This is a genomic window from Pleionea sediminis, from assembly GCF_007570825.1.
Lineage (GTDB): Bacteria > Pseudomonadota > Gammaproteobacteria > Enterobacterales > Kangiellaceae > Pleionea > Pleionea sediminis.
In genome coordinates, this window is the sequence record NZ_SUNB01000001.1 from 1,421,482 (window position 1) to 1,440,361 (window position 18,880).

The 18,880-nt window shown below is 39.9% G+C and carries 14 protein-coding genes; 4 read left to right on the plus strand and 10 right to left on the minus strand.

What is annotated here, in order from left to right; genetic code table 11:
- Window positions 1-26: 26 nt before the first annotated feature.
- A complete protein-coding gene (locus FAX86_RS05755; RefSeq protein WP_144392388.1) occupies window positions 27-752 on the minus strand; it encodes a 1-(5-phosphoribosyl)-5-[(5-phosphoribosylamino)methylideneamino]imidazole-4-carboxamide isomerase in 726 nt (241 codons plus the stop codon).
- Between the two features lie 608 nt (window positions 753-1,360).
- Between FAX86_RS05755 and FAX86_RS05760 the strand changes: the two genes are divergently transcribed.
- The gene (locus tag FAX86_RS05760; protein ID WP_144392389.1) at window positions 1,361-3,694 is read left to right on the plus strand and encodes a TonB-dependent receptor domain-containing protein; all 2,334 of its coding nucleotides are present in this window, start codon (window positions 1,361-1,363) and stop codon (window positions 3,692-3,694) included.
- 19 nt (window positions 3,695-3,713) lie between these two features.
- Here FAX86_RS05760 and rarD read toward each other — a convergent pair whose 3' ends face one another.
- Entirely contained in the window at window positions 3,714-4,637 is a 924-nt protein-coding gene (gene rarD / locus FAX86_RS05765) for an EamA family transporter RarD (RefSeq protein ID WP_144392390.1), read from the minus strand.
- Window positions 4,638-4,641: 4 nt separating this feature from the next.
- Entirely contained in the window at window positions 4,642-5,097 is a 456-nt protein-coding gene (locus FAX86_RS05770; RefSeq protein ID WP_144392391.1) for a thioesterase family protein, read from the minus strand.
- A 270-nt stretch (window positions 5,098-5,367) separates the two neighbouring features.
- Between FAX86_RS05770 and FAX86_RS22165 the strand changes: the two genes are divergently transcribed.
- The 3 genes from FAX86_RS22165 (at window position 5,368) to FAX86_RS05785 (ending at window position 14,276) form a co-directional block, all read left to right on the plus strand.
- Window positions 5,368-8,793 (plus strand): hypothetical protein, encoded by a 3,426-nt coding sequence (locus tag FAX86_RS22165; RefSeq protein WP_164503478.1) that lies wholly within the window; start codon window positions 5,368-5,370, stop codon window positions 8,791-8,793.
- A gap of 484 nt (window positions 8,794-9,277) precedes the next feature.
- A complete protein-coding gene (locus FAX86_RS05780) occupies window positions 9,278-11,521 on the plus strand; it encodes a M4 family metallopeptidase (RefSeq protein ID WP_144392392.1) in 2,244 nt (747 codons plus the stop codon).
- An 877-nt stretch (window positions 11,522-12,398) separates the two neighbouring features.
- Window positions 12,399-14,276, plus strand: coding sequence for a M4 family metallopeptidase (locus FAX86_RS05785; RefSeq protein ID WP_144392393.1), 1,878 nt, complete (start codon window positions 12,399-12,401; stop codon window positions 14,274-14,276).
- Between the two features lie 60 nt (window positions 14,277-14,336).
- On the opposite strand, the gene FAX86_RS05790 is transcribed toward FAX86_RS05785, so the two are convergent.
- The 7 genes from FAX86_RS05790 to FAX86_RS05820 form a co-directional block, all read right to left on the minus strand.
- Window positions 14,337-14,735: a hypothetical protein gene (locus FAX86_RS05790; protein ID WP_144392394.1), complete on the minus strand. Its 399-nt coding sequence runs from the start codon at window positions 14,733-14,735 to the stop codon at window positions 14,337-14,339.
- Window positions 14,732-15,541, minus strand: a complete 810-nt coding sequence (locus tag FAX86_RS05795) for a prepilin-type N-terminal cleavage/methylation domain-containing protein (protein ID WP_144392395.1) — start codon at window positions 15,539-15,541, stop codon at window positions 14,732-14,734. Before FAX86_RS05795 ends, FAX86_RS05790 begins: the two co-directional genes overlap by 4 nt.
- 14 nt (window positions 15,542-15,555) lie before the next feature.
- Window positions 15,556-16,068 carry a type IV pilus modification PilV family protein gene (locus FAX86_RS05800; protein WP_246128504.1) on the minus strand — a complete coding sequence of 171 codons (513 nt, stop codon included), beginning with the start codon at window positions 16,066-16,068 and terminating at the stop codon, window positions 15,556-15,558.
- A complete protein-coding gene (locus FAX86_RS05805) occupies window positions 16,052-16,486 on the minus strand; it encodes a pilus assembly FimT family protein (protein WP_164503479.1) in 435 nt (144 codons plus the stop codon). The genes FAX86_RS05800 and FAX86_RS05805 overlap by 17 nt, the downstream gene beginning before the upstream one ends.
- Before the next feature lie 16 nt (window positions 16,487-16,502).
- Window positions 16,503-16,982, minus strand: a complete 480-nt coding sequence (locus FAX86_RS22730) for a prepilin-type N-terminal cleavage/methylation domain-containing protein (RefSeq protein ID WP_144392398.1) — start codon at window positions 16,980-16,982, stop codon at window positions 16,503-16,505.
- 159 nt (window positions 16,983-17,141) lie between these two features.
- Window positions 17,142-17,645, minus strand: a complete 504-nt coding sequence (locus FAX86_RS05815; RefSeq protein ID WP_144392399.1) for a hypothetical protein — start codon at window positions 17,643-17,645, stop codon at window positions 17,142-17,144.
- Window positions 17,646-17,648: 3 nt separating this feature from the next.
- A complete protein-coding gene (locus FAX86_RS05820) occupies window positions 17,649-18,878 on the minus strand; it encodes a type II secretion system F family protein (RefSeq protein ID WP_144392400.1) in 1,230 nt (409 codons plus the stop codon).
- Between the last annotated feature and the right edge of the window lie 2 nt (window positions 18,879-18,880).

Sequence of the window (18,880 nt, forward strand, 5' to 3'; positions counted from 1 at the left end):
TATTTTTTTGAGTGGTTAATATTAAGTTAATGAGTCAGTGCTGAAATTGCCTCGTGAAAACTGAACTGTCCTTCGAACATTGGCTTACCAACAGTAACACCGTGCAACGCTTTAAAACCTGGACCAGCCAGTCCTAATAAATCATGACGTGAAAGAACGCCGCCATGAGCAATCACCGGTAATTTGATTTTTGAAGCTAGCTCACCCGCAGCCATTAAACTATGGCCATTAACATGCCCTTTCTCAGGAATTTCCGTAAACATTAGTGCAGACACTTCTTCATCTTCAAGCGCTTGAATCCAATCATCAAAAGATAAATCTGGAGTCGGGCAATAACCATTTCGCCAAACCTGAGCTCGAACATCCATACCGATAACAATATTTTTCCCCATTTCCACAAGTATCAATTCCAATTGCTCTGGTTGACGCAATAATCGACCACCCACAGTTACTAAATCAGCTCCCGAATCTAACCAAATTTGAATGTCTTCTGAAGAACAGACGCCGCCACTCACTTGGAAAATTAAATCAGGAAATTGTTGTTTTAGTTTGGTAACGAGTGAAAGATGCTCGGGTTGTCTGTTTCGGATCGCATCCACATCCACAAGTTGAATTTGCTTAGCCCCATGTTCAACCAACTCAGCACACAAATCAGCGGGATCGTCCATAATTAATTTTTGCTTGGATGCTTTTGATTGGGTATGAACACAGCGGCCAGATTTAATATCTAAAACTGGAATCGCTAACATCATATTTTCCCAAATTGTACCCTCTTAATCACTATAGACATATTACGAGCAAAAGTCTGCTGTAAAAAGTAGAAACAATTCTCTAAAACAACATTAATTGCGTAAAGAAAAGTTTAATGGCAAACTACTCTCCGCGAAACGTGTAATAAGGTACTTTTAAAGTGTTCCGTAACTCTCTGTTTATAGGATTATTCATTACAGTCTGGGGTCTATCTCAGCTGTCATTGATTGATCATGTATACAGTGCTGATCATACCAATGACACAGTTTGTGAGTGGTGTTTCAATCTATCGAACAACGATGATGATGTTACAATCACAAATACCCCTTATCTTTTAGCTATTTCAAAGCAAAAAGAAACTCCCTTTAGCGATAACTCAGATAAGTATTGCTCTTCAGCGAACATTGCTTATCACTGTCGCGCACCACCAAGTCTTACCTTTTAACTTCATATAAATTTCTTTACGGTCTGCTTTCTTTTAAGCGGTTTAGTTTTGTTAATGATATTCAATAATCTGTAAATTAAGCAGATCCGTTTGATTTTTTATTCTTAAATATTCTGTTTTTTAAACAGGCAATTTTTGTTTTCGTGTTTAACGTAGGTAACTTGTATGTACAATAAAACTATAAAGCTTATAGCTCTTGCAGCTTTGTGCTCAAACGCATTCGCTGCAAAATTTTCGGGTCAATTAGTCAATCATCAGAATCAACCACTAACTGATACTTTAGTTAAAGTTCGTGGCAGCGACTTATCACAAACTACAGATGCAAATGGTAAATTCATTTTCGATCTGCCTCCTGGACAATACACATTGGATATTAAAGCAGGTCAACAAGGCCACTTTCACCAATCAATTTCTGTCGATGAAAATTCAGAAGTAAAGGTTATTCACGTTGATGTGCAACATGAACGTAAAGTTGTCATAACTGCAAATCCGCTCGAACACACAAAACTCGATATGGCAGCACCCGCCATCGTAATGTCGGGTGATGAGCTAATTAAAAAGCGCGCCGCAAGTATTGGCGATATGTTGCAATTAGAACCAGGCATGAGCGTTTCATCTTTCGGACCATCAGTTTCACGTCCAATCATTCGTGGTTTATCTGGCGGCAGAGTCTTAATGACAACAAATCAAATGTCGGTTCAAGATGCATCAACCACTAGCGCCGATCACGACGTTTCGCTTGAACCACTGCTCGCTAATCAAATTGAAGTTCTAAAAGGGCCAGCCACTCTGCTTTACGGAAGTGGAGCAATTGGTGGTGTAGTTAACGTCACTGACAATCGCATCAATCCAGAGGGTGCATTAGAAACAAATGGTGGCATCGAAGCACGATTTGGCGACAGCGCCACAGGCGAAGAATCTATTGTTGCAACAATAACTGGCGGAACAGAGAGCTTTGCCTGGCATTTTGACGCATTCAGTTCAAAGTTCAACGACATCGAAATACCAGGAGAAGCCGAGTCAGAAGCACTGCATGAAGCAGAAGGTCATGAAGAACATGAAGAACATGAAGGCGAAGAGCATGAAGAAGAGAGCCGCGGCGTTTTAGAAAACAGTCGTTCCGAAAGTGATGGTGCAAGTATCGGTTTAACTTGGAATGGTACATGGGGGTACTTTGGTTTATCTGTTAATCAAATCGATAAGCTCTATGGTGTTCCTGGCCACGCTCATGGAGAAGAACACGCCGAAGGAGGCGAGGCTCATGAAGAAGAGCATGAAGGTGAAGAGCACGAAGAAGGAGTATTCATCGATTTAGAACAAACTCGCTGGGATATTCAAGGTCAAATTAACCAACCTTTCAGTAATATCGATGAGTGGTTTATCGGCTGGTCTTACACCGATTATCAGCACGTAGAGCTTGAGGGTGAAGAAATAGGCACAATGTTTGACAATGAAGCAATGGAATTAAGAAGCTACATGAAGCATTCGCCTTTGAACAATTGGGAGGGAATTTGGGGCTTGCAATATTCCGACCGTGACTTTTCGGCCATCGGTGACGAAGCTTTTGTACCGCCTTCGCAAACACAATCCGGTGCAATATTCCTCGTTGAAGAGAAGCGATTCGGAGATTGGAAGCTCGAGCTAGGTGCCCGACTAGAAAGCCAATCAGTAAAAATTGATGGCGAATCAGAGAAAGATTTTGCAACTACGAGTTTATCCATTGGTTCAGTTTATAACTTTAGTAAAAACAGAAAGTTTGCAATTAACTTATCTCAAGCAGAAAGAGCGCCAACCGCTGAGGAATTGTTTTCATTTGGCGAACACGCAGCTACACAAACTTTCGAATTAGGAAATGCAAACCTGGATAAAGAAGTATCCTACAATCTCGATATTTCATGGCGCTTTAGTTCAGAGTCTATGAGCTCAGAAATAAACGTCTATTGGAACCAGTTCCATGATTTCATTTATGGTGAGTTTCTAGCTAATAATGGTTTTATCACCGACAGAAATGGTCAAGTTGTTGCTATCGAAGAAGATTTACCTATCATAAGGCAAACTCAAGACAGTGCTTCTTTCCGCGGTTTAGAAATTCAAATAAATGCTAATATTATGGAGTCTAATGGTTTTGGTTTAGACTTAGGATTAATGGCAGATTATTTGGAAGCAGAGCTTGATAATGGAGAATATATTCCAAGAATTCCTCCCTTAAAATATGGCTTCAGCCTACAGTTCACTCAAGATAATTTTAATGCGGATTTAAACTGGACGCGTTTCGAAGATCAAGAGCATATTGCTCAAGGTGAGCTACCAACCGAAGGATTTGACATGCTTGATTTAGACGTATCTTATCGGTTATTTAGTCAGAACCATGAAGCCTTGTTTTTCTTTAGAGCAAAGAATTTACTCGACGAAGAAGCGCGCGATCATTCTTCTTTCTTGAAAGATCTTGCGCCAAGAGCTGGAAGAAACTTTTTAGCGGGTATTCGCTATCAGTTTTAATCTAAAGAATGACCGGCAGTTAATTACTGCCGGTTAGCTTTATTTTTTCCATCTGCTTTCGGTAACGCTTTACAAAGCTATCCGCCAAGTACAAACTCAAAGCCAACCAAATTAATCCAAAAGTAATCCCTTTTTGCCAATCAAAAGGCTCTTGATAAACAACAACCGCTAACATAAATGTCATTGTCGGTGCTATAAATTGCAAAAAACCTATCGCGTAAAGCGGCAATCGACGAGCTCCAATGGCAAAAAGAATTAAAGGAACAGCAGTTATTATACCGCCGGCAGCTAATGTCAAATCGGTTTCAGAAGAGTGATTTAAAAAGCTTGCCGATCCTTGATACAAAAAATAAAGAATTGCACCGAATGCGATTGGAAAAGCAAACAAGGTTTCTGTCAGTAATCCATTCATTGAATCAACAGGGGTATGTTTTCTTACTAGCCCATAAAGTGCAAATGTAAGGGCTAACGCCAGACTTAACCAGGGAATTTGACCAACTAATACTATTTGATTAAGAACTCCTAAACCTGCAATGAACACAGCTATCGATTGAAGTCGACTCATTCTCTCTTTTAGAATAATTACTCCCAATAAAATCGATAGTAATGGATTGATAAAGTATCCCAAACTGGTATCTAACACTCGGTCATTGACTACTGCCCATGTAAAGATAAACCAGTTATTTGAAACAAGAACCGTGCTTAATAGCAACATCCATCGAAGTTTTTTGTTTTTCCAAATGGCAATCACACCGACTGGTGCTCTGAGTAATGCCATAAAAATTAAAACCGTTGGAACACACCAGGCAATACGATGCATTAGAATTTCTAAAGCATTAACATGAGTCAATGCTTTGAAGTAAACGGGTATCAACCCCCACCATAAAAACGCAGCGATCGCTGCAAAATATCCACGCTGTTTTTCTTGTTCTAAACTATTCATTCAATCAGCCAATCAAATAGGTGCCCGTTCCGAGCGCTATCAAAATCCCTTCTTCATTATGAAGTTCCATTCTGACAACAGCTACTTTATTTCCAGCTCGGAGAATTTTTGCCGTTGCTTCAAAAACAGAACCCCGGCCCGGTCTTACATAATCGATACGTAAATCAATGGTCCCTAACTTCGCAATTTTATCCAGCAATTCTTGTTGATGTGTTTCTGGGTTTTTCTGCATTAATCCAATTGCCGCCATAATGCCACCCGCGACATCGATAGAGCTGGCAATTACACCGCCGTGCAATATACCTTGGACAAAATTCCCGACAAGCTCTGGTTTGTTATCGAATTCTACACTGCATATTTCTCTCTCACATTGTTTTATTCGCAAACCGATTAACTTGTTAAAGGGTATTTTTTCGCTAAATGTTGTTGCTATCTGCTTAATTAACTCTGGTTTAGTCATTTTTTCATCCATGCAATTGAGGGATATAACTGAAATTACTCTCTCGATAGTTGCATTTGTTCATTTGCAATGATCGGCAGAAATAAAAACTCAGATTTGAGTTTATATCACTGGAAAACAATAACACGTTAGTACCTATTTCTAGTGAATGAAATTAGATCTATCGCTTTAATCGTATGAATTCTAAAAATTTGGGAACAAATAGCTAACTGCTTGACAAAACGGGATTTTTTCTCTAGAAACAAAGTACTAAGTCAAAAAAGTCGTATCATGAGAAAAAATAAACCGGGAAAAAATAACAGGAAAAATCTACGGCGAACGGCCGTAGGTAAGAAGCATTTCAAGGATAGAAAAGGTAATCGTCAATTTAGAACTAATCTAGATGCCCAAAACCCGGTAACAGAAGAACTGAATGAAGGAACACAAAATGAAACACCCGAGTCTAAAGGCTCAACATCTCCTAGCGATCCTGTAGAAGCAGTTAATCAGCTAGCTTCAGCGTTATCCAACTTGCTCCCAGATGGCGAGGTCCCAGACGCGTCGAAGAATGAAGTCGACGAGGACGAGAAGTCAGAAGCTCCCACTGGTTCAGCAGAGCAGCAAGAAGAAGCCGAGGATGAAAGTAACAATTTTATTGAAGATAAGTCTGACCCTGCTAATTCGGAGTCAGCCTTAACTGAGCCGAAGTCAAAAGAAAATTCCGCAGAAGAAGTTGAGCCAAAACAGTATGGTTCAGCACCGGATCAATCACCGCTTGGAGAAATCTTAACTGAAGACAAAGATCCAGAATCTGACGGCCACATTGCTCCCGCTGATATCGTTCCCGAAAATACATCTTCAGCCGAATATACAGCTGAATCAGAGGAACCCCTCGATGAAGCAACCGAGGCATCAGCTCTAACAGACCAGACATCAACTTTAGAGTCAGAAACGTCTCATGATGAAGATGCCGCCAGTATAGAAGAGATGGAACCCGTATCGCTCGAATCCGAGCAGACGACAGAAACGGATGAAGCGAGTGAAACGGACCTTGACGATCAAACAACGTCTGAGGCCAATAGCCCTGACCAAGATTTGGAACAAGCTCCAGACGAAGTAACCAACGAATCAAACGAGTCGGTTGAACCGATTTATCCTGAACCTTCAGCCGAATCTTTGGACCAACCAGAACAGACTGAAGAGCACGATGAAGCCGCAACATCATTGACTGACGAACCCAGTCTCGCGGAGATGGAACCCGTATCGCTCGAACCCGAGCAGACGAAAGAACCGGATGAAGCAAGTGAAACGGACCTTGACGCTCAAAGAAAGACTGAGACCATTAGGCACGATGAAGATTTTGGACAAGCTCCAGACAAAGTAACCAACGAATCAAACGAGTCGGTTGAACCGATTTATCCTGAACCTTCAACCGAATCTTTGGACCAACCAGAACAGACTGAAGAGCCCGATGAAGCCGCAACATCATTGACTGACGAACCCAGTCTCGCGGAGATGGAACCCGTATCACTCGAACCCGAGCAGAAGACAGAATCGGATGAAGCAAGTGAAACGGACCTTGACGCTCAAAGAAAGACTGAGACCATTAGACCCGATGAAGATTTTGAACAAGCTCCAGACAAAGTAACCAACGAATCAAACGAGTCGGTTGAACCGATTGATGCTGAACCTTCAGCCGAATCTTTGGACCGACCAGAAGAGACTGAAGATCCGACTGAATCTGTAGAACTTTCGGAAGACGCAGACGCGACATCTGCGCTCATTGATACAAAATCGGTTTCTCTTCAACCAGAAGAAGAAAATCCTGAACCAGAACAACCTAATGAGTTGAAACCAGAGGATGAGTCGCGCCCTGTTCACGCCGAAAAAAATGAAAAGGTTTCTGGAATAGAGACAGCTTCCCCCAATCAGTCGGTAAAGGATAAACCCGCGAAAGAATCGCCTTTTGCAAAATACCTTGATGACTCTAACGAATCCGTAAAAACGGAGAAAGAAAATAGCAATCAGTCGACCACGGCAGCTTTTGAGCACAAGAATAAATCTGAAGACGATGAGCTGAGCGAAGAGCAAGTCAATAGAATAATTTTATCGAAACTAGCAAAACCCTTCGATCCCAGAAAGGTAGACAATAGCAAAAGACCTTCGATTCAATCGATTATCCAGCAGCTTCGAGAAGCAGGTCTGGAAAAGCAAACCGAAATAAGATCACTAACATCTGATAAGCCTAAAGAGCCCTCTGACTTACCTCTGGTACCGAAGAATAAAGGAAAGGATGCATCCAAAGACGCCACTACTGAGTCAGCAAAGAAAGCCTTGTCCACACTCGAAAAGCTGGATAATCAACAAGAAATAACCAAGCTTACTTCTGATTCAGAAGGAGCAATGGCCTTTGAGCAAAAAGAAAAAAAACAACCTGAACAACATGTCGGGACTGCACCAACAGATGAATCGTTATTTGACAGCGATGCTCATCCAAGCCCAATTCCGTCGGAAACGGTAGAAGCCGCAGAAGCCGCAGAAGCCGCAGAAGCCGCAGAAGCCGCAGAAGCCGCAGAAGCCGCAGAAGCCGCAGAAGCCGCAGAAGCCGCAGAAGCCGCAGAAGCCGCAGAAGCCGCAGAAGCCGCAGAAGCCGCAGAAGCCAAAAAAGTAAAACCTCGAGTTATTCCTGAGTCAAAAGAAAAACCTGAAAAACCAAAAGGTAAACTTGAAACAAAAAAGCGTGTAAGACCCAAGCCGGTTAAAGCGAAACCACCCAAAAAAGCTTCTCCACCGGTAGTCAAAGAGGGACCTTCCTTTGGCGACAAACTTAAAAAGGCTGGCAACAAACTCAAAGATATTTCTTTAAAAACCAGCGCAGGTGTTCGCTATTTCACTGATTGCTATAAAGAGGAACCCAAGGGAGCGGTTGTTTGGTGGCTTAAAACATTCAACGAACAAGCCGGATTGCAAGAAGCTATTCTCAAACTTTCACGAGAATCACAAAATGAAAACTTTACCTTGGATAAAATCTGGTCAACACTTTCTGAGTTCACTCTCCGATCGGAAGATATTAATAAACTTAAATGGTTTGATGAAGCTCACCAAAAGATTGTTCAGCTAATCACCTCGCTTAAAGCGGGTAAAAAGCCAGAACGTTCAACGCTACAAAAGTTACAAAACCAGTTACGATTCATCGCGAACTCCGAAGAGTTCTGCCACAAATATCGATTGGATTATGTTCGAAAAGAGGTATTTAGAATGTACAAAGAATTAAGCAAAGTTCTCGATGAATTAAAGCGAGTAGAGCGAGAAAAATTAGCAAACAGAGAAAACGATCAGAAGCTTGAAGCAAAACGCCTCGAAAAAGAAAAAGCAGAAGCCTTGCTTAAAAAAGAACAAATGGAATTAATCAAACAAAAAGAAGCTCGACTCAGAGCATTAGAGGAGAAGAAAAAAGCAATAGCACGTAAGCAAGCAGAAGAAGCTGCCTACATTAAGGAGGAAAAAGTAGCCGAACTAAAAGCGCAAGAAGCAGAGCGACAAAGACAACTCCAATTGCAAGAGTCTTATGTTGAGATGCAAGTTCAAGACAAGATTGCCAAAATGGGCGTAAAAGAACTAGCAGTTGTATTGGGTGGTCGTATGTTACGATCAGAGTTATCGGAAGACGATAAAAAGTCACTTGACGACCTAAAAACCAAATTGTTGGGACTTTAATTGCTCAAACACCAACCAGATCAGACCACATAAATTTGATCAATTTCACATCTTGTATAATTCAAAAAAAATTTTTCGTACATCATCAGAATAAAAACCAACCAAGATATAACCAACTATCAACCAAACTGTACACATCACGTCCAAAACAGCTCAAAACACGCACTTTCTTTATATAAATCACACTTTTGTGTCAATGTTATTACTGAATGAAACCTTGGTATTATTCACAATTGACCTGTAATTTTTACACACCTAGTATCGAAGTGTGCTTATTAAAAAAGCAGCACAAAAATCACTGTTAAGACATTTTCATTAATAATAATAAAAGTCGAAACTTGATTAAGTTTAAGTGGTCGCTCAAGTAAGCAGTATCGACAAGTTGGGATGAAAGATAGGGACTCTCGCCTTAAAGAATAATAATAATCTCCGTGAGAAGAACTCTTAACTGATTACAATAAAAACGAGTTGTCAGGAGCTATAAATGAAAAATAACTTAAAACTCAAAACGGCATCACTTGTAGTTGGAGCGTCTTTCGCTGCTGCATCTATGGGAATCAATGCTGAATCTTCAAATGAGTTCTCAATAAAAACAACCAACAAAGCTGGTGCGCCATCGTTTGCAACAGGAAAATTGGGCAAAGTACAAAATAAATCAGCAGGGGATACTTTAAAAAATATTCTAAGAACTAAAGCATCTTACGGATTTACTGGAAAAGAAGACTTTTCTGTTAAGCGCCAATGGCTTGATGCTTTAGGAAAAATGCATACTCACTTCGACCAAACAATAAACGGTATCAAAGTTTACGGTACTAGCATGATCCTTCATGCCAACGTTACTCAAAGTTCTCTGAAAAGTGGCGACAATATCGGTGAAGTTTATGCTGTAACAGGTGCATTAGCTCTCGAAGATAAGACAGATAGCTTATCAAAAAGACGTGTTGATACTAGCAATCCTAAATCAGCTCTCGCAGCAGCTAATAAAGTTGGTAACGTTTCAGGAAAACCTGAACTTGCTTACATTTACGTTCCTGAGCTTGGCAAAGCTAAATTAGCTTGGAAAATTGATGTTAAATACAATTCAAATCAAGGTTTTGAACACGACGTTATTTTCTTCGACGTAAACAGCTCAGAAGAGTTAGCAAGACACCCCCAAGTTCACAGAGCTAAACGTCACTATACGTACACGATGAATAATAATAATTACAATCACTATTCACGTCCGGGTACATTACTTTGCTCAAATAATGAATCTTGTGGAGACACTTCTGCTCAAAATGCACACGATGGTGCTTCAATCGTTTATGACTACTACTTAGAAAAACATGGCCGTGATGGTGTTGATGGAAACGGCATGAATATGATTTCTAGTGTTCATACTGGAAGCAACTGGAATAATGCAGTTTGGTACCAAAACCAAATGATGTATGGTGATGGTGACGGTAACTACTTCAGTGACTTAACCGGCGACTTTGATGTTATCGCTCATGAGTTAACTCACGGAGTTACTCAGTTCACTGCTGGCTTAATTTACCAAAATGAGTCAGGCGCGCTAAATGAAGCAATGTCTGACATCATGGGTATATCAGCAGAAGCTTATAAGAACGGTAGCTCGTCACCAGCATGGAAAATCGGGGATGAAGTTTTCACACCAAGTCAATCCGGCGACGCGTTGCGCTATATGGATGATCCAACTGAAGACGGCAGCTCTTACGATTACTATCCAGAAAGATACGTTGGCACACAAGACAATGGCGGTGTTCATTGGAACTCAGGTATCGCCAACTTAGCTTACGTTCTTCTTGTTGACGGTGGTACTCACCCTCGCAACAAGACAACAGTTAATGTACCTGGCATTGGATTAGGTAAAGCGGAGAAAATTTTCTATCGCGCGCTTACAACTTATTTCAATCAAAGCACTAACTTTTCTGCAGCTCGAACCGGTACTGCTCAAGCAGCATTAGACTTATACGGCCAAGCTGAGAAAACTGCGGTTGAAACAGCATGGTGTGCTGTTGGTGTTGGTAGCTGCCCATCGGGTGATGGTGATAACGGCGACGGCGACAACTCTGGTGATAATGTACTCGAAAATGGCGCTGCGAAAACTCAGCTTTCTGCAAGTCGTGGACAAGACATCGAATTCACTATGGAAGTACCAGCTGGCGCAACTGACATCAACTTTGCAATGAGTGGTGGCTCAGGTGATGCAGACCTCTACGTGAAGTTTGGATCAGCTCCGACTGACTCTAGCTATGACTGTCGTCCATACAAAAGCGGAAACTCTGAGTCTTGTACTGGCGAAGATTCTGGCGGTACATACTATGTTCGCATCAAAGCTTACAGCTCTTTCTCAGGTGTGAGCCTTGTCGGTAGTTACACAGCAGACGACGGCGGCAGCGGCGATGATGGCAGTAGTGACCTAGAGCCAATTGATGTTTCTGCATCTGACATCTCAGTGGGTAGAGGCGAATGGCAACGTTTCGAGTATGCATTACCTGATGGTTATTCGTCTATGACAGTATCTATCTCTGGTGGCTCTGGTGATGCAGACCTCTATGTTAACTATGGCTCACAATCAACAACATCTAATTACGATTGCAGACCTTATAAGAGTGGCAACAATGAAGTTTGTAACTTCAACAACCCTCAAGTTGGAACATGGTATTTAGACATCCGTGGCTATAGAGCTAGCTCGGGAATCACCATTAGGCTACAAGCACAGCCATAATAAAAAGAACTGTGTTGTTTAAAAAAGGGAGCTTTAGCTCCCTTTTTTCATCCTGTCCAACCAATCGAGATCAAATAAGCACTTCAAAATCAATTCCTCTAACTACTCAATAAAACAACTAAGCAAATAGAATCTTAAATTTAGGTATGCCTTTTTCGGTTAAATTAATTAAACAATCGATTCTATTGATCCCCGTTCAGCTATACGCAGAAGATTTAAAAGTAAATTTGCTACGGATACATTTAGGAAAGCGACAATAAGGTATCGGCTCTATGATGCTTTTATTTTGTATAAAATGAAAAGTTAATTGGTATTTAATTGATTTTATGATTTCTTCAGTAGCGAAAATTTAAAAAAAGTAAAAATTGGAACTCATATTTATCGCTCATCAATATTGAGTCGTTACTTCAATAACAATCTTGCTAAAGCAATATTTACCTAGTAACTTAATTCCTTTGTTACTCATATCTTAATAAATATCGGGTTTAAGGATATGACTCCATAACTCGACGTGTACCTAAAATTTTAATACCTGATGTTTCCTTCGAGAGTTTCATAGTCCCCTAAAAATTCATCAAAATACTTTTATAAATCAACTTATCTTATTAGTACATAAAATTCTAACCGGTATTATTCACCATTGAACATTTGTTTTCACAGACCTAGTATCAAAACGCGCCCCAATAATAATTAAAGCGCATAAAACACTGTTAAGGTAATTTCATAATAATAAAAGTCGATATTTAACTTTTTTGTTAATTCGCTGTTTCGATAATTAAAAATGAAAGATAGGAACTCTCGCGCATACAAAACTAATAACTTAAGTGAGACCGACACTTAACTTATATATACAAGAGTTGTCAGGAGTAAAAATAAAATGAAAAATAAATTCAAACTCAAAACAGCATCACTCTTCTTTGGAATTTTTGCCACAACAATTCCATTAAATTCACATGCTAAAACGGATTTATCAATCGAAAATAAAAACATTGCTGGCCAAATGAAGTTTTTAACAGAGAAAATTAGCTCTGTTAACTCTAAGTCAGAAAACCAAACGTTTAAAGGTCTACTTAAATCTATGACCTCTTATGATGTTAATGGATCTGAAGACTTTTCAATTCGCCGACAATGGACCGATTCGTTAGGTAAAAAGCATATAACATTCGAACAAACTATTGACGGTTTAAAAGTGTATGGTTCAAACATGACAATGCATTTGAACGTAACGTCAAATACATTGAAAAACGTAAAGATTTCAAGTGATGTTTACGCCATTTCTGGTGTTTTAGCAGTAGCCGATGATGCAAGTTTATTAACAAGTAAACGAGCGACTCGCATTAGTAGTAAACTCGCATTAGCTGCTGCTGAAAATATTGGTAAAGTTTCTAGCAAACCTGAACTCGCTTACGTTTATCTGCCTGAATTAGAGAAAGCGAAGCTATCTTGGAAAATCGACGTAAAGTACGATACAGAGCAGGGATTTGAACACGATATTATATTTTTTGATGCTCATAGTGCAGTGGAGTTAATTCGTCATCCTCTAGTTCATCGAGCAAAATCTTACGATACTTACACTATGGAAAATGAGGTTTACGATCATTATTCCAAACCAGGTCGTTTGCTTTGTACGACTGGCCGCTCATGTCCTGATGCTTCGGCTCAAAATGCACATGATGGAGCATCAATTGTTTATGATTATTATTTTCAAGTTCATGATCGTGACAGTATTGATGATAATGGTATGAAAATTATTTCAAGTGTTCATACTGGATACAATTGGAATAATGCCGTTTGGTATATTGATCAAATGATGTATGGCGATGGTGACGGAACAGAATTCGGTGACTTAACGGGTGATTTAGATGTTATTGGTCATGAGTTAACTCACGGAGTTACACAAAATACCGCAGGACTAATTTATTACGGAGAGTCGGGCGCTATTAATGAAGCAATGTCAGACATAATGGGCGCATCGGTAGAAGCATTTCACAACGGCTCAACGCCGAATTGGAAAATTGGCGATGCCGTATACACACCTCGAACTCCAAATGATGCGTTACGTTATATGGATGATCCGGCAAAAGACGGTTTTTCTAGAGACTATTACCCTGATCGCTATAGAGGCACAGGAGACAAAGGTGGTGTTCACATTAACTCAGGTATTGCCAATTTAGCTTATACTTTATTGGTTGATGGCGGCACCCATCCGCGCAATAAAACTTCTGTAGTTGTACCTGGTATTGGCTTAAGTCAAGCAGAACAAATTTTTTATCGCGCTTTAACCACTTATTTTAGTCCAAGTACAGACTTTGCTGCTGCTCGCACAGGTACAGCACAAGCTGCGCTAGATTTATATGGGCAAGCCGCGAAAACGGCAGTTGAAACAGCTTGGTGTGCAGTAGGCGTAGGCTCGTGTCCATCAGAAGGAGATGAAGGAGAAAATAATAACGAGCCAATGAGTGGTTCTGAATCAAATATCACAATTTCAAGAGGTGACTGGAAAAGATACAGCGTCGATCTACCAACAGGTTATTCGACAATGATTGTACGTCTTTCAGGTGGTAGAGGTGATGCCGATCTTTATCTTAAACGGAACGGACAACCAACAACTCGATCTTTTGACTGTCGCTCATATAATTATGGAAATGATGAAGAATGTATCATTGATAATCCTTCTAGCGGTACTTGGAGTATTGGAATTTATGGCTACGAATACAGCTCTGGAATTACCATTACTTTCGAAGCAAGACCATAATCATGAAAAAAGGGAGTTTTAAGCTCCCTTTTTTTACATTTCATAGTTTTATTAATCGAACTATAAATCTTTCAATAAACCTTCTACCGTTCGACTTGCTTGAAGTTCTCCACTACCGCACTGTCCTTCGCTCGTTATTCGATAAAAGGTTTCACCATCGGCAATAAAATTAGTACATGTAATAATTGCTCTACAACCTGTTAAACCATTAATAGAAAAGTTTATTGTTTGATTATTACAACTTCCTGTCCCTCCAATTGGGAAAAGTGACATAGCGGATGCTTGCGCACCACTTTCAGCGGCAAAAAATGCGCGAATCGTTAATACTTCCTGAGCCACTGCTAGGTTAGCAGTTTGTGTCATTCGAAATAATGCTGCTGCTAACAACCCTAAAACAACGATTATGAATAGAGCTGCGAGTAAACTAAATCCACTAATCTTATTAGAATATAAATTCATGGAAAGTTCCTTATATGAACTTCATGATCCAGTTGAATAACCTCATTTCTACCCTGAAATAGTAAGTTCATTAACAAAATTCCTGAACGATTTAACGCTCCTGAACTATAAGTAAATACAGATACAGGGTTACCATTATTAGATGACAAAACTTTATTAATAATTAAATTCGCAGCTCCCATTGCAGAGGGAAATGGTTGTGACAAACTAAAGCCATAAGATTCATATCTATTTAAATTACTACCATCTACACAAAAGCTCACGGGTTCAGAAACGAAAAATATTCGTCGCTGAGGAGATTCTCGTAAGAATTGAGTTGATGAAATTGTCACTTCTGTAATATTACTTCCAAGCTTTGAAAATGCACTCACTGTAGCAACATGTCCCGAAGATGTATCGTAAACTTCACTAGAATTAAGAGGGATTACCATAACAAATAGAGAAGAAGTTGAGAGACCACTTAGCTCTGTACTAGCATCAGCCTCAATAATTCTTAAACTTGTGTCAGCAGTCGATGTTGGTAATGTTTCATATTGTGTAGCTGCAAGTATGGGTACAAACTCGACACATAAGTTATTAGAACTCACCCGAACGCTATTAGGCATAGCCTCACGTATTTCTCGTGAAATACGCTCAACAGCTAAACGCGATGAAGACGCCATGCTTAGTCTTTCTTCCGATTGCAAATAATTTTCAGTGGTGTCTGTAAATATTGTAGTAACCGTCAAAGTCACGACGGAAAGCAAAACAATCACAATTACAAGTTCAATAAGCGAGAAACCATTAGTTTTTTGTGTCGTTTCCATGTTCAATTTAATTACTAAAAGTTGGTTCGGTAGGTTGAGAAAAAGTAGATGGCATTGTTTGGCGCATTAACAGTAACATCAATACGCTTTGCATTTTGATTACTTAATCCTAATTCGGTACCGGCATACGAAACGGTAATCGATACACTATAAGAAGCACTGTAATTTGTTTTTTGGTTTCCTAAAGCATCCGTTGGACTTTCTGTTAACCCATTGTAATCATCAACATCATCATAATTTTCACGAGATTCGCTTTCAGGTCCAAGTGTTGTTGAACAAGCAGGTGCCACACCATCACCACATCTTATTTGAGAGCCGATTCCATTATTTTCGTCGAATCTTTTTCCACGAATTTCTTCCAAATAGGCCTGGCCCAATTCAGCGGCTCGAGCTTGAAGCACAGGATCGGAAGTAGCAGAAGTTGAGGGGTTAAACGCAACGACTAAAACAGTGAGAGCAACAGCAAATACAACTATTGCTATTACAATTTCAATTAAGGTGAATCCTGAATTAACAAAGCCACGCAAAACCAGAAGTCTCCACACAAACACTTAACCCAGCACTTGGGGTTATGGAAATTGTAGTCGACGTTGTTTCCCCTAAGGAATTATAAACCAAGTTTGAAGCAGAAAATTCAACGTCATAGCTATTTGAAAAATCGAATGGATATCCCGACAAACTTGTTCCATCTTGTTGAATATTAAGGGAAGTAGCAGAAATAGCAACAGAGACTGTGCGTGATGTATTACTTAAAGCGAGTTGCTGAGCAAACCTGAGTCGATTAACCAACTCGGCTCCAGCAGCTCGCGACTCAAATGACTGATCGGAACCAAAGCGAGGTGCAACAACAGCAGCGAGTATACCAACAATAATAATGACTATTACAAGCTCGAATAACGAAAAAGCCGCCTGCTTGGCAGGCGGCTTTCTTATATCCAAATGCATAAATAACAGATGTAAATTAGCATCCACTTACAGTTAGAGCTACTGTGGGTGGGATACCTGCACCCGTAGATTCTGAATAAGCAACCTGACAACTGTCATTTGTTGGATCACCGTCACCATTTCTATCGAAACCAACTACGCCATCAGTTAGCACGCCTGTTATCAAGTCGTCACTACCACCATCTAAATCAACCAAACCTTCTATTTCTTCGACGGCAGGATAGCCAAAAGCTCCGGTTAAGTCTGCAGAACCATCGCCTGTGGTATCAATGTTATCGGCGCCTGTATCAGCCGCTTCTTGGCCCTGAATTAATGCTTTGGCATAAACTAAACTAGCAGCTGAGCGCATAGAAGCCTCTATGCCGGATAGAACAGATGCTCTTGCATCTGACTGAACACCAATAAATCGAGGTGCCGCTACAGCAGCCAAGATACCTATGATTGTAATTACAACAACTAACTCAATGAGCGTAAAACCTTTCGCACCCGCTTTCATGGATTCCTCCGATATACAATTAATAAAAAACGCTTATTTTGGGCAATCCGTTCCGAAATAGATTCTCAAAATTTAGCAGAATTGACTTCAATAAGCAAAAATAACCTTTGTTATTTCATTATAATTTCAGGAAGTTAAGCCATTTTTCTTGATTATTCATTAACTTCTAATTTTTAAACTTACCTTGCCAGACTTTGGATTGTATAAAATCGAGTGCTCCGGAAACTTAATCGACCTAAAATGACAAACACCGCTCAGACTTTTAACTCGAATCTTAGCTTGGGCTTCAGGCTCTAGCATAGGTTGCATAACGACTAATAATGCATTCCAAATTTCTCGACAATTATTGGTTGTTACCGGTAACGTAATCGAGTTTTCTGAGTGACTGGTTCCTATGGGAAAACCTTGCTTATTAAAATCCAAACCGAAATCATTAATCTTGACTAAATCTATATAATTCAGCTTATTTGCTGATACTGCGTGAAACTTCATATGAGAGAATATCACTGCTTGTTGCAATGCACTGGTCGTAACAGTCAGAATTTGCTGATCAGCTTTCCGTGACTCTCTCTCATTTGGGCTAAGTACCGACCAGAGTAGAGAAGAAATAAAAAAGCCTATAACAAGCGACCAAGTTATTAAGCGAGAAATCGCAAGTCTCATCGATTACCTCACAGCATTTGCTGCAAGATCCCATACTGGTAAAAATACCCCTAAAGCTAAAACAAGAATCATTGCGCCAACGATCACGATCATTATCGGTTCAATGTAGTCTCCTATTTTTTTGATATCATAATCAACTTCGCGCTCGTAAAACTCCGCTACCTCTTCTAACATTTCATCCACTTGGCCAGTATCTTCTCCAACCTGTAACATTTGCATCACGAGTGAAGAAAACATTTTTGACTTCGCAGCAGCTTGCGTAATGGACTCACCTCGTTCAACTGCAGAGCGCATTTCAATAACATGATTACCAACATATTTATTATCAACAACAAATGAAACAACCCCTAACGCATGTGTTACCGAGACACCCGCACGAGACATCATTGCAAATGCGCGAGCGAACCTTGCCAACAGAGCTCGATAAATAATGCTACCAAAAATTGGGAAGTTGAGTTTTTTTCGGTCCCATTTTAACCGTCCGGAATCCGTATTTATCCATTGATAAAAGGCAATAACCGCTAACATTGAAACGCCAATAATTAAATACCAATAATTAACAAAGAAATCCGATGTACCAATTAATATTTGAGTAAAGATTGGTAATTCATTAGTCGACATCGAGCGAAATAGTGCAGCTAGCTTTGGAATAACAAACCAGTTAATACCAAAAAACGCGACTATAACGATAGTGATTACAATGACGGGATATCTCATTGCTGACTTAACACGATTTCTGTTTTCTTCCTCTAGCTCTAAGTAATGTGAAAGCCGATTAAATGCTTCTTCTAGATTTCCTGAGTTCTCACCAACATGAATTAAGCTTACGTAAAATGAATTAAAAACTTTTGGATGTCTGGCAAAACAAGTTGCCAAATCATTACCGGCAGTTAAACCATCAAGAATGTCTTTTAATGCTTCTTTTAGAGGAATACTTTGTGCCGTTTCGATAAGCCCTGTAATCGAACGATTAAGCGGGACACCTGCCTTTGTCAAACTGTACATTTGCCTGGAAAACATTACCAAGTCACTGTTGTTCACAGTTTTGGATCGTAATAATTCTTTCAGTGTTTCTCCAACATCAAAAGAACTACCTTTCTGTTCAGAAATATCTACCGGAATCAAACCTTGAGATTGTAACCGCTCTGCAATTGCATCCGTGCTATTCGCTTCCAGCGTTCCAGTAACAGCATCACCGTTAATTCGACGAGCTTTATAGTCATAAATCGGCATAA

Coding starts and splice junctions, on each gene's coding strand:
- FAX86_RS05755 (WP_144392388.1), bottom strand. CDS start 752: ATGATGTTAGCGATTCCAGTTTTAGATATTAAATCTGGCCGCTGTGTT.
- FAX86_RS05760 (WP_144392389.1), top strand. CDS start 1,361: ATGTACAATAAAACTATAAAGCTTATAGCTCTTGCAGCTTTGTGCTCA.
- rarD (WP_144392390.1), bottom strand. CDS start 4,637: ATGAATAGTTTAGAACAAGAAAAACAGCGTGGATATTTTGCAGCGATC.
- FAX86_RS05770 (WP_144392391.1), bottom strand. CDS start 5,097: ATGACTAAACCAGAGTTAATTAAGCAGATAGCAACAACATTTAGCGAA.
- FAX86_RS22165 (WP_164503478.1), top strand. CDS start 5,368: ATGAGAAAAAATAAACCGGGAAAAAATAACAGGAAAAATCTACGGCGA.
- FAX86_RS05780 (WP_144392392.1), top strand. CDS start 9,278: ATGAAAAATAACTTAAAACTCAAAACGGCATCACTTGTAGTTGGAGCG.
- FAX86_RS05785 (WP_144392393.1), top strand. CDS start 12,399: ATGAAAAATAAATTCAAACTCAAAACAGCATCACTCTTCTTTGGAATT.
- FAX86_RS05790 (WP_144392394.1), bottom strand. CDS start 14,735: ATGAATTTATATTCTAATAAGATTAGTGGATTTAGTTTACTCGCAGCT.
- FAX86_RS05795 (WP_144392395.1), bottom strand. CDS start 15,541: ATGGAAACGACACAAAAAACTAATGGTTTCTCGCTTATTGAACTTGTA.
- FAX86_RS05805 (WP_164503479.1), bottom strand. CDS start 16,486: ATGCATTTGGATATAAGAAAGCCGCCTGCCAAGCAGGCGGCTTTTTCG.
- FAX86_RS22730 (WP_144392398.1), bottom strand. CDS start 16,982: ATGAAAGCGGGTGCGAAAGGTTTTACGCTCATTGAGTTAGTTGTTGTA.
- FAX86_RS05815 (WP_144392399.1), bottom strand. CDS start 17,645: ATGAGACTTGCGATTTCTCGCTTAATAACTTGGTCGCTTGTTATAGGC.
- FAX86_RS05820 (WP_144392400.1), bottom strand. CDS start 18,878: ATGCCGATTTATGACTATAAAGCTCGTCGAATTAACGGTGATGCTGTT.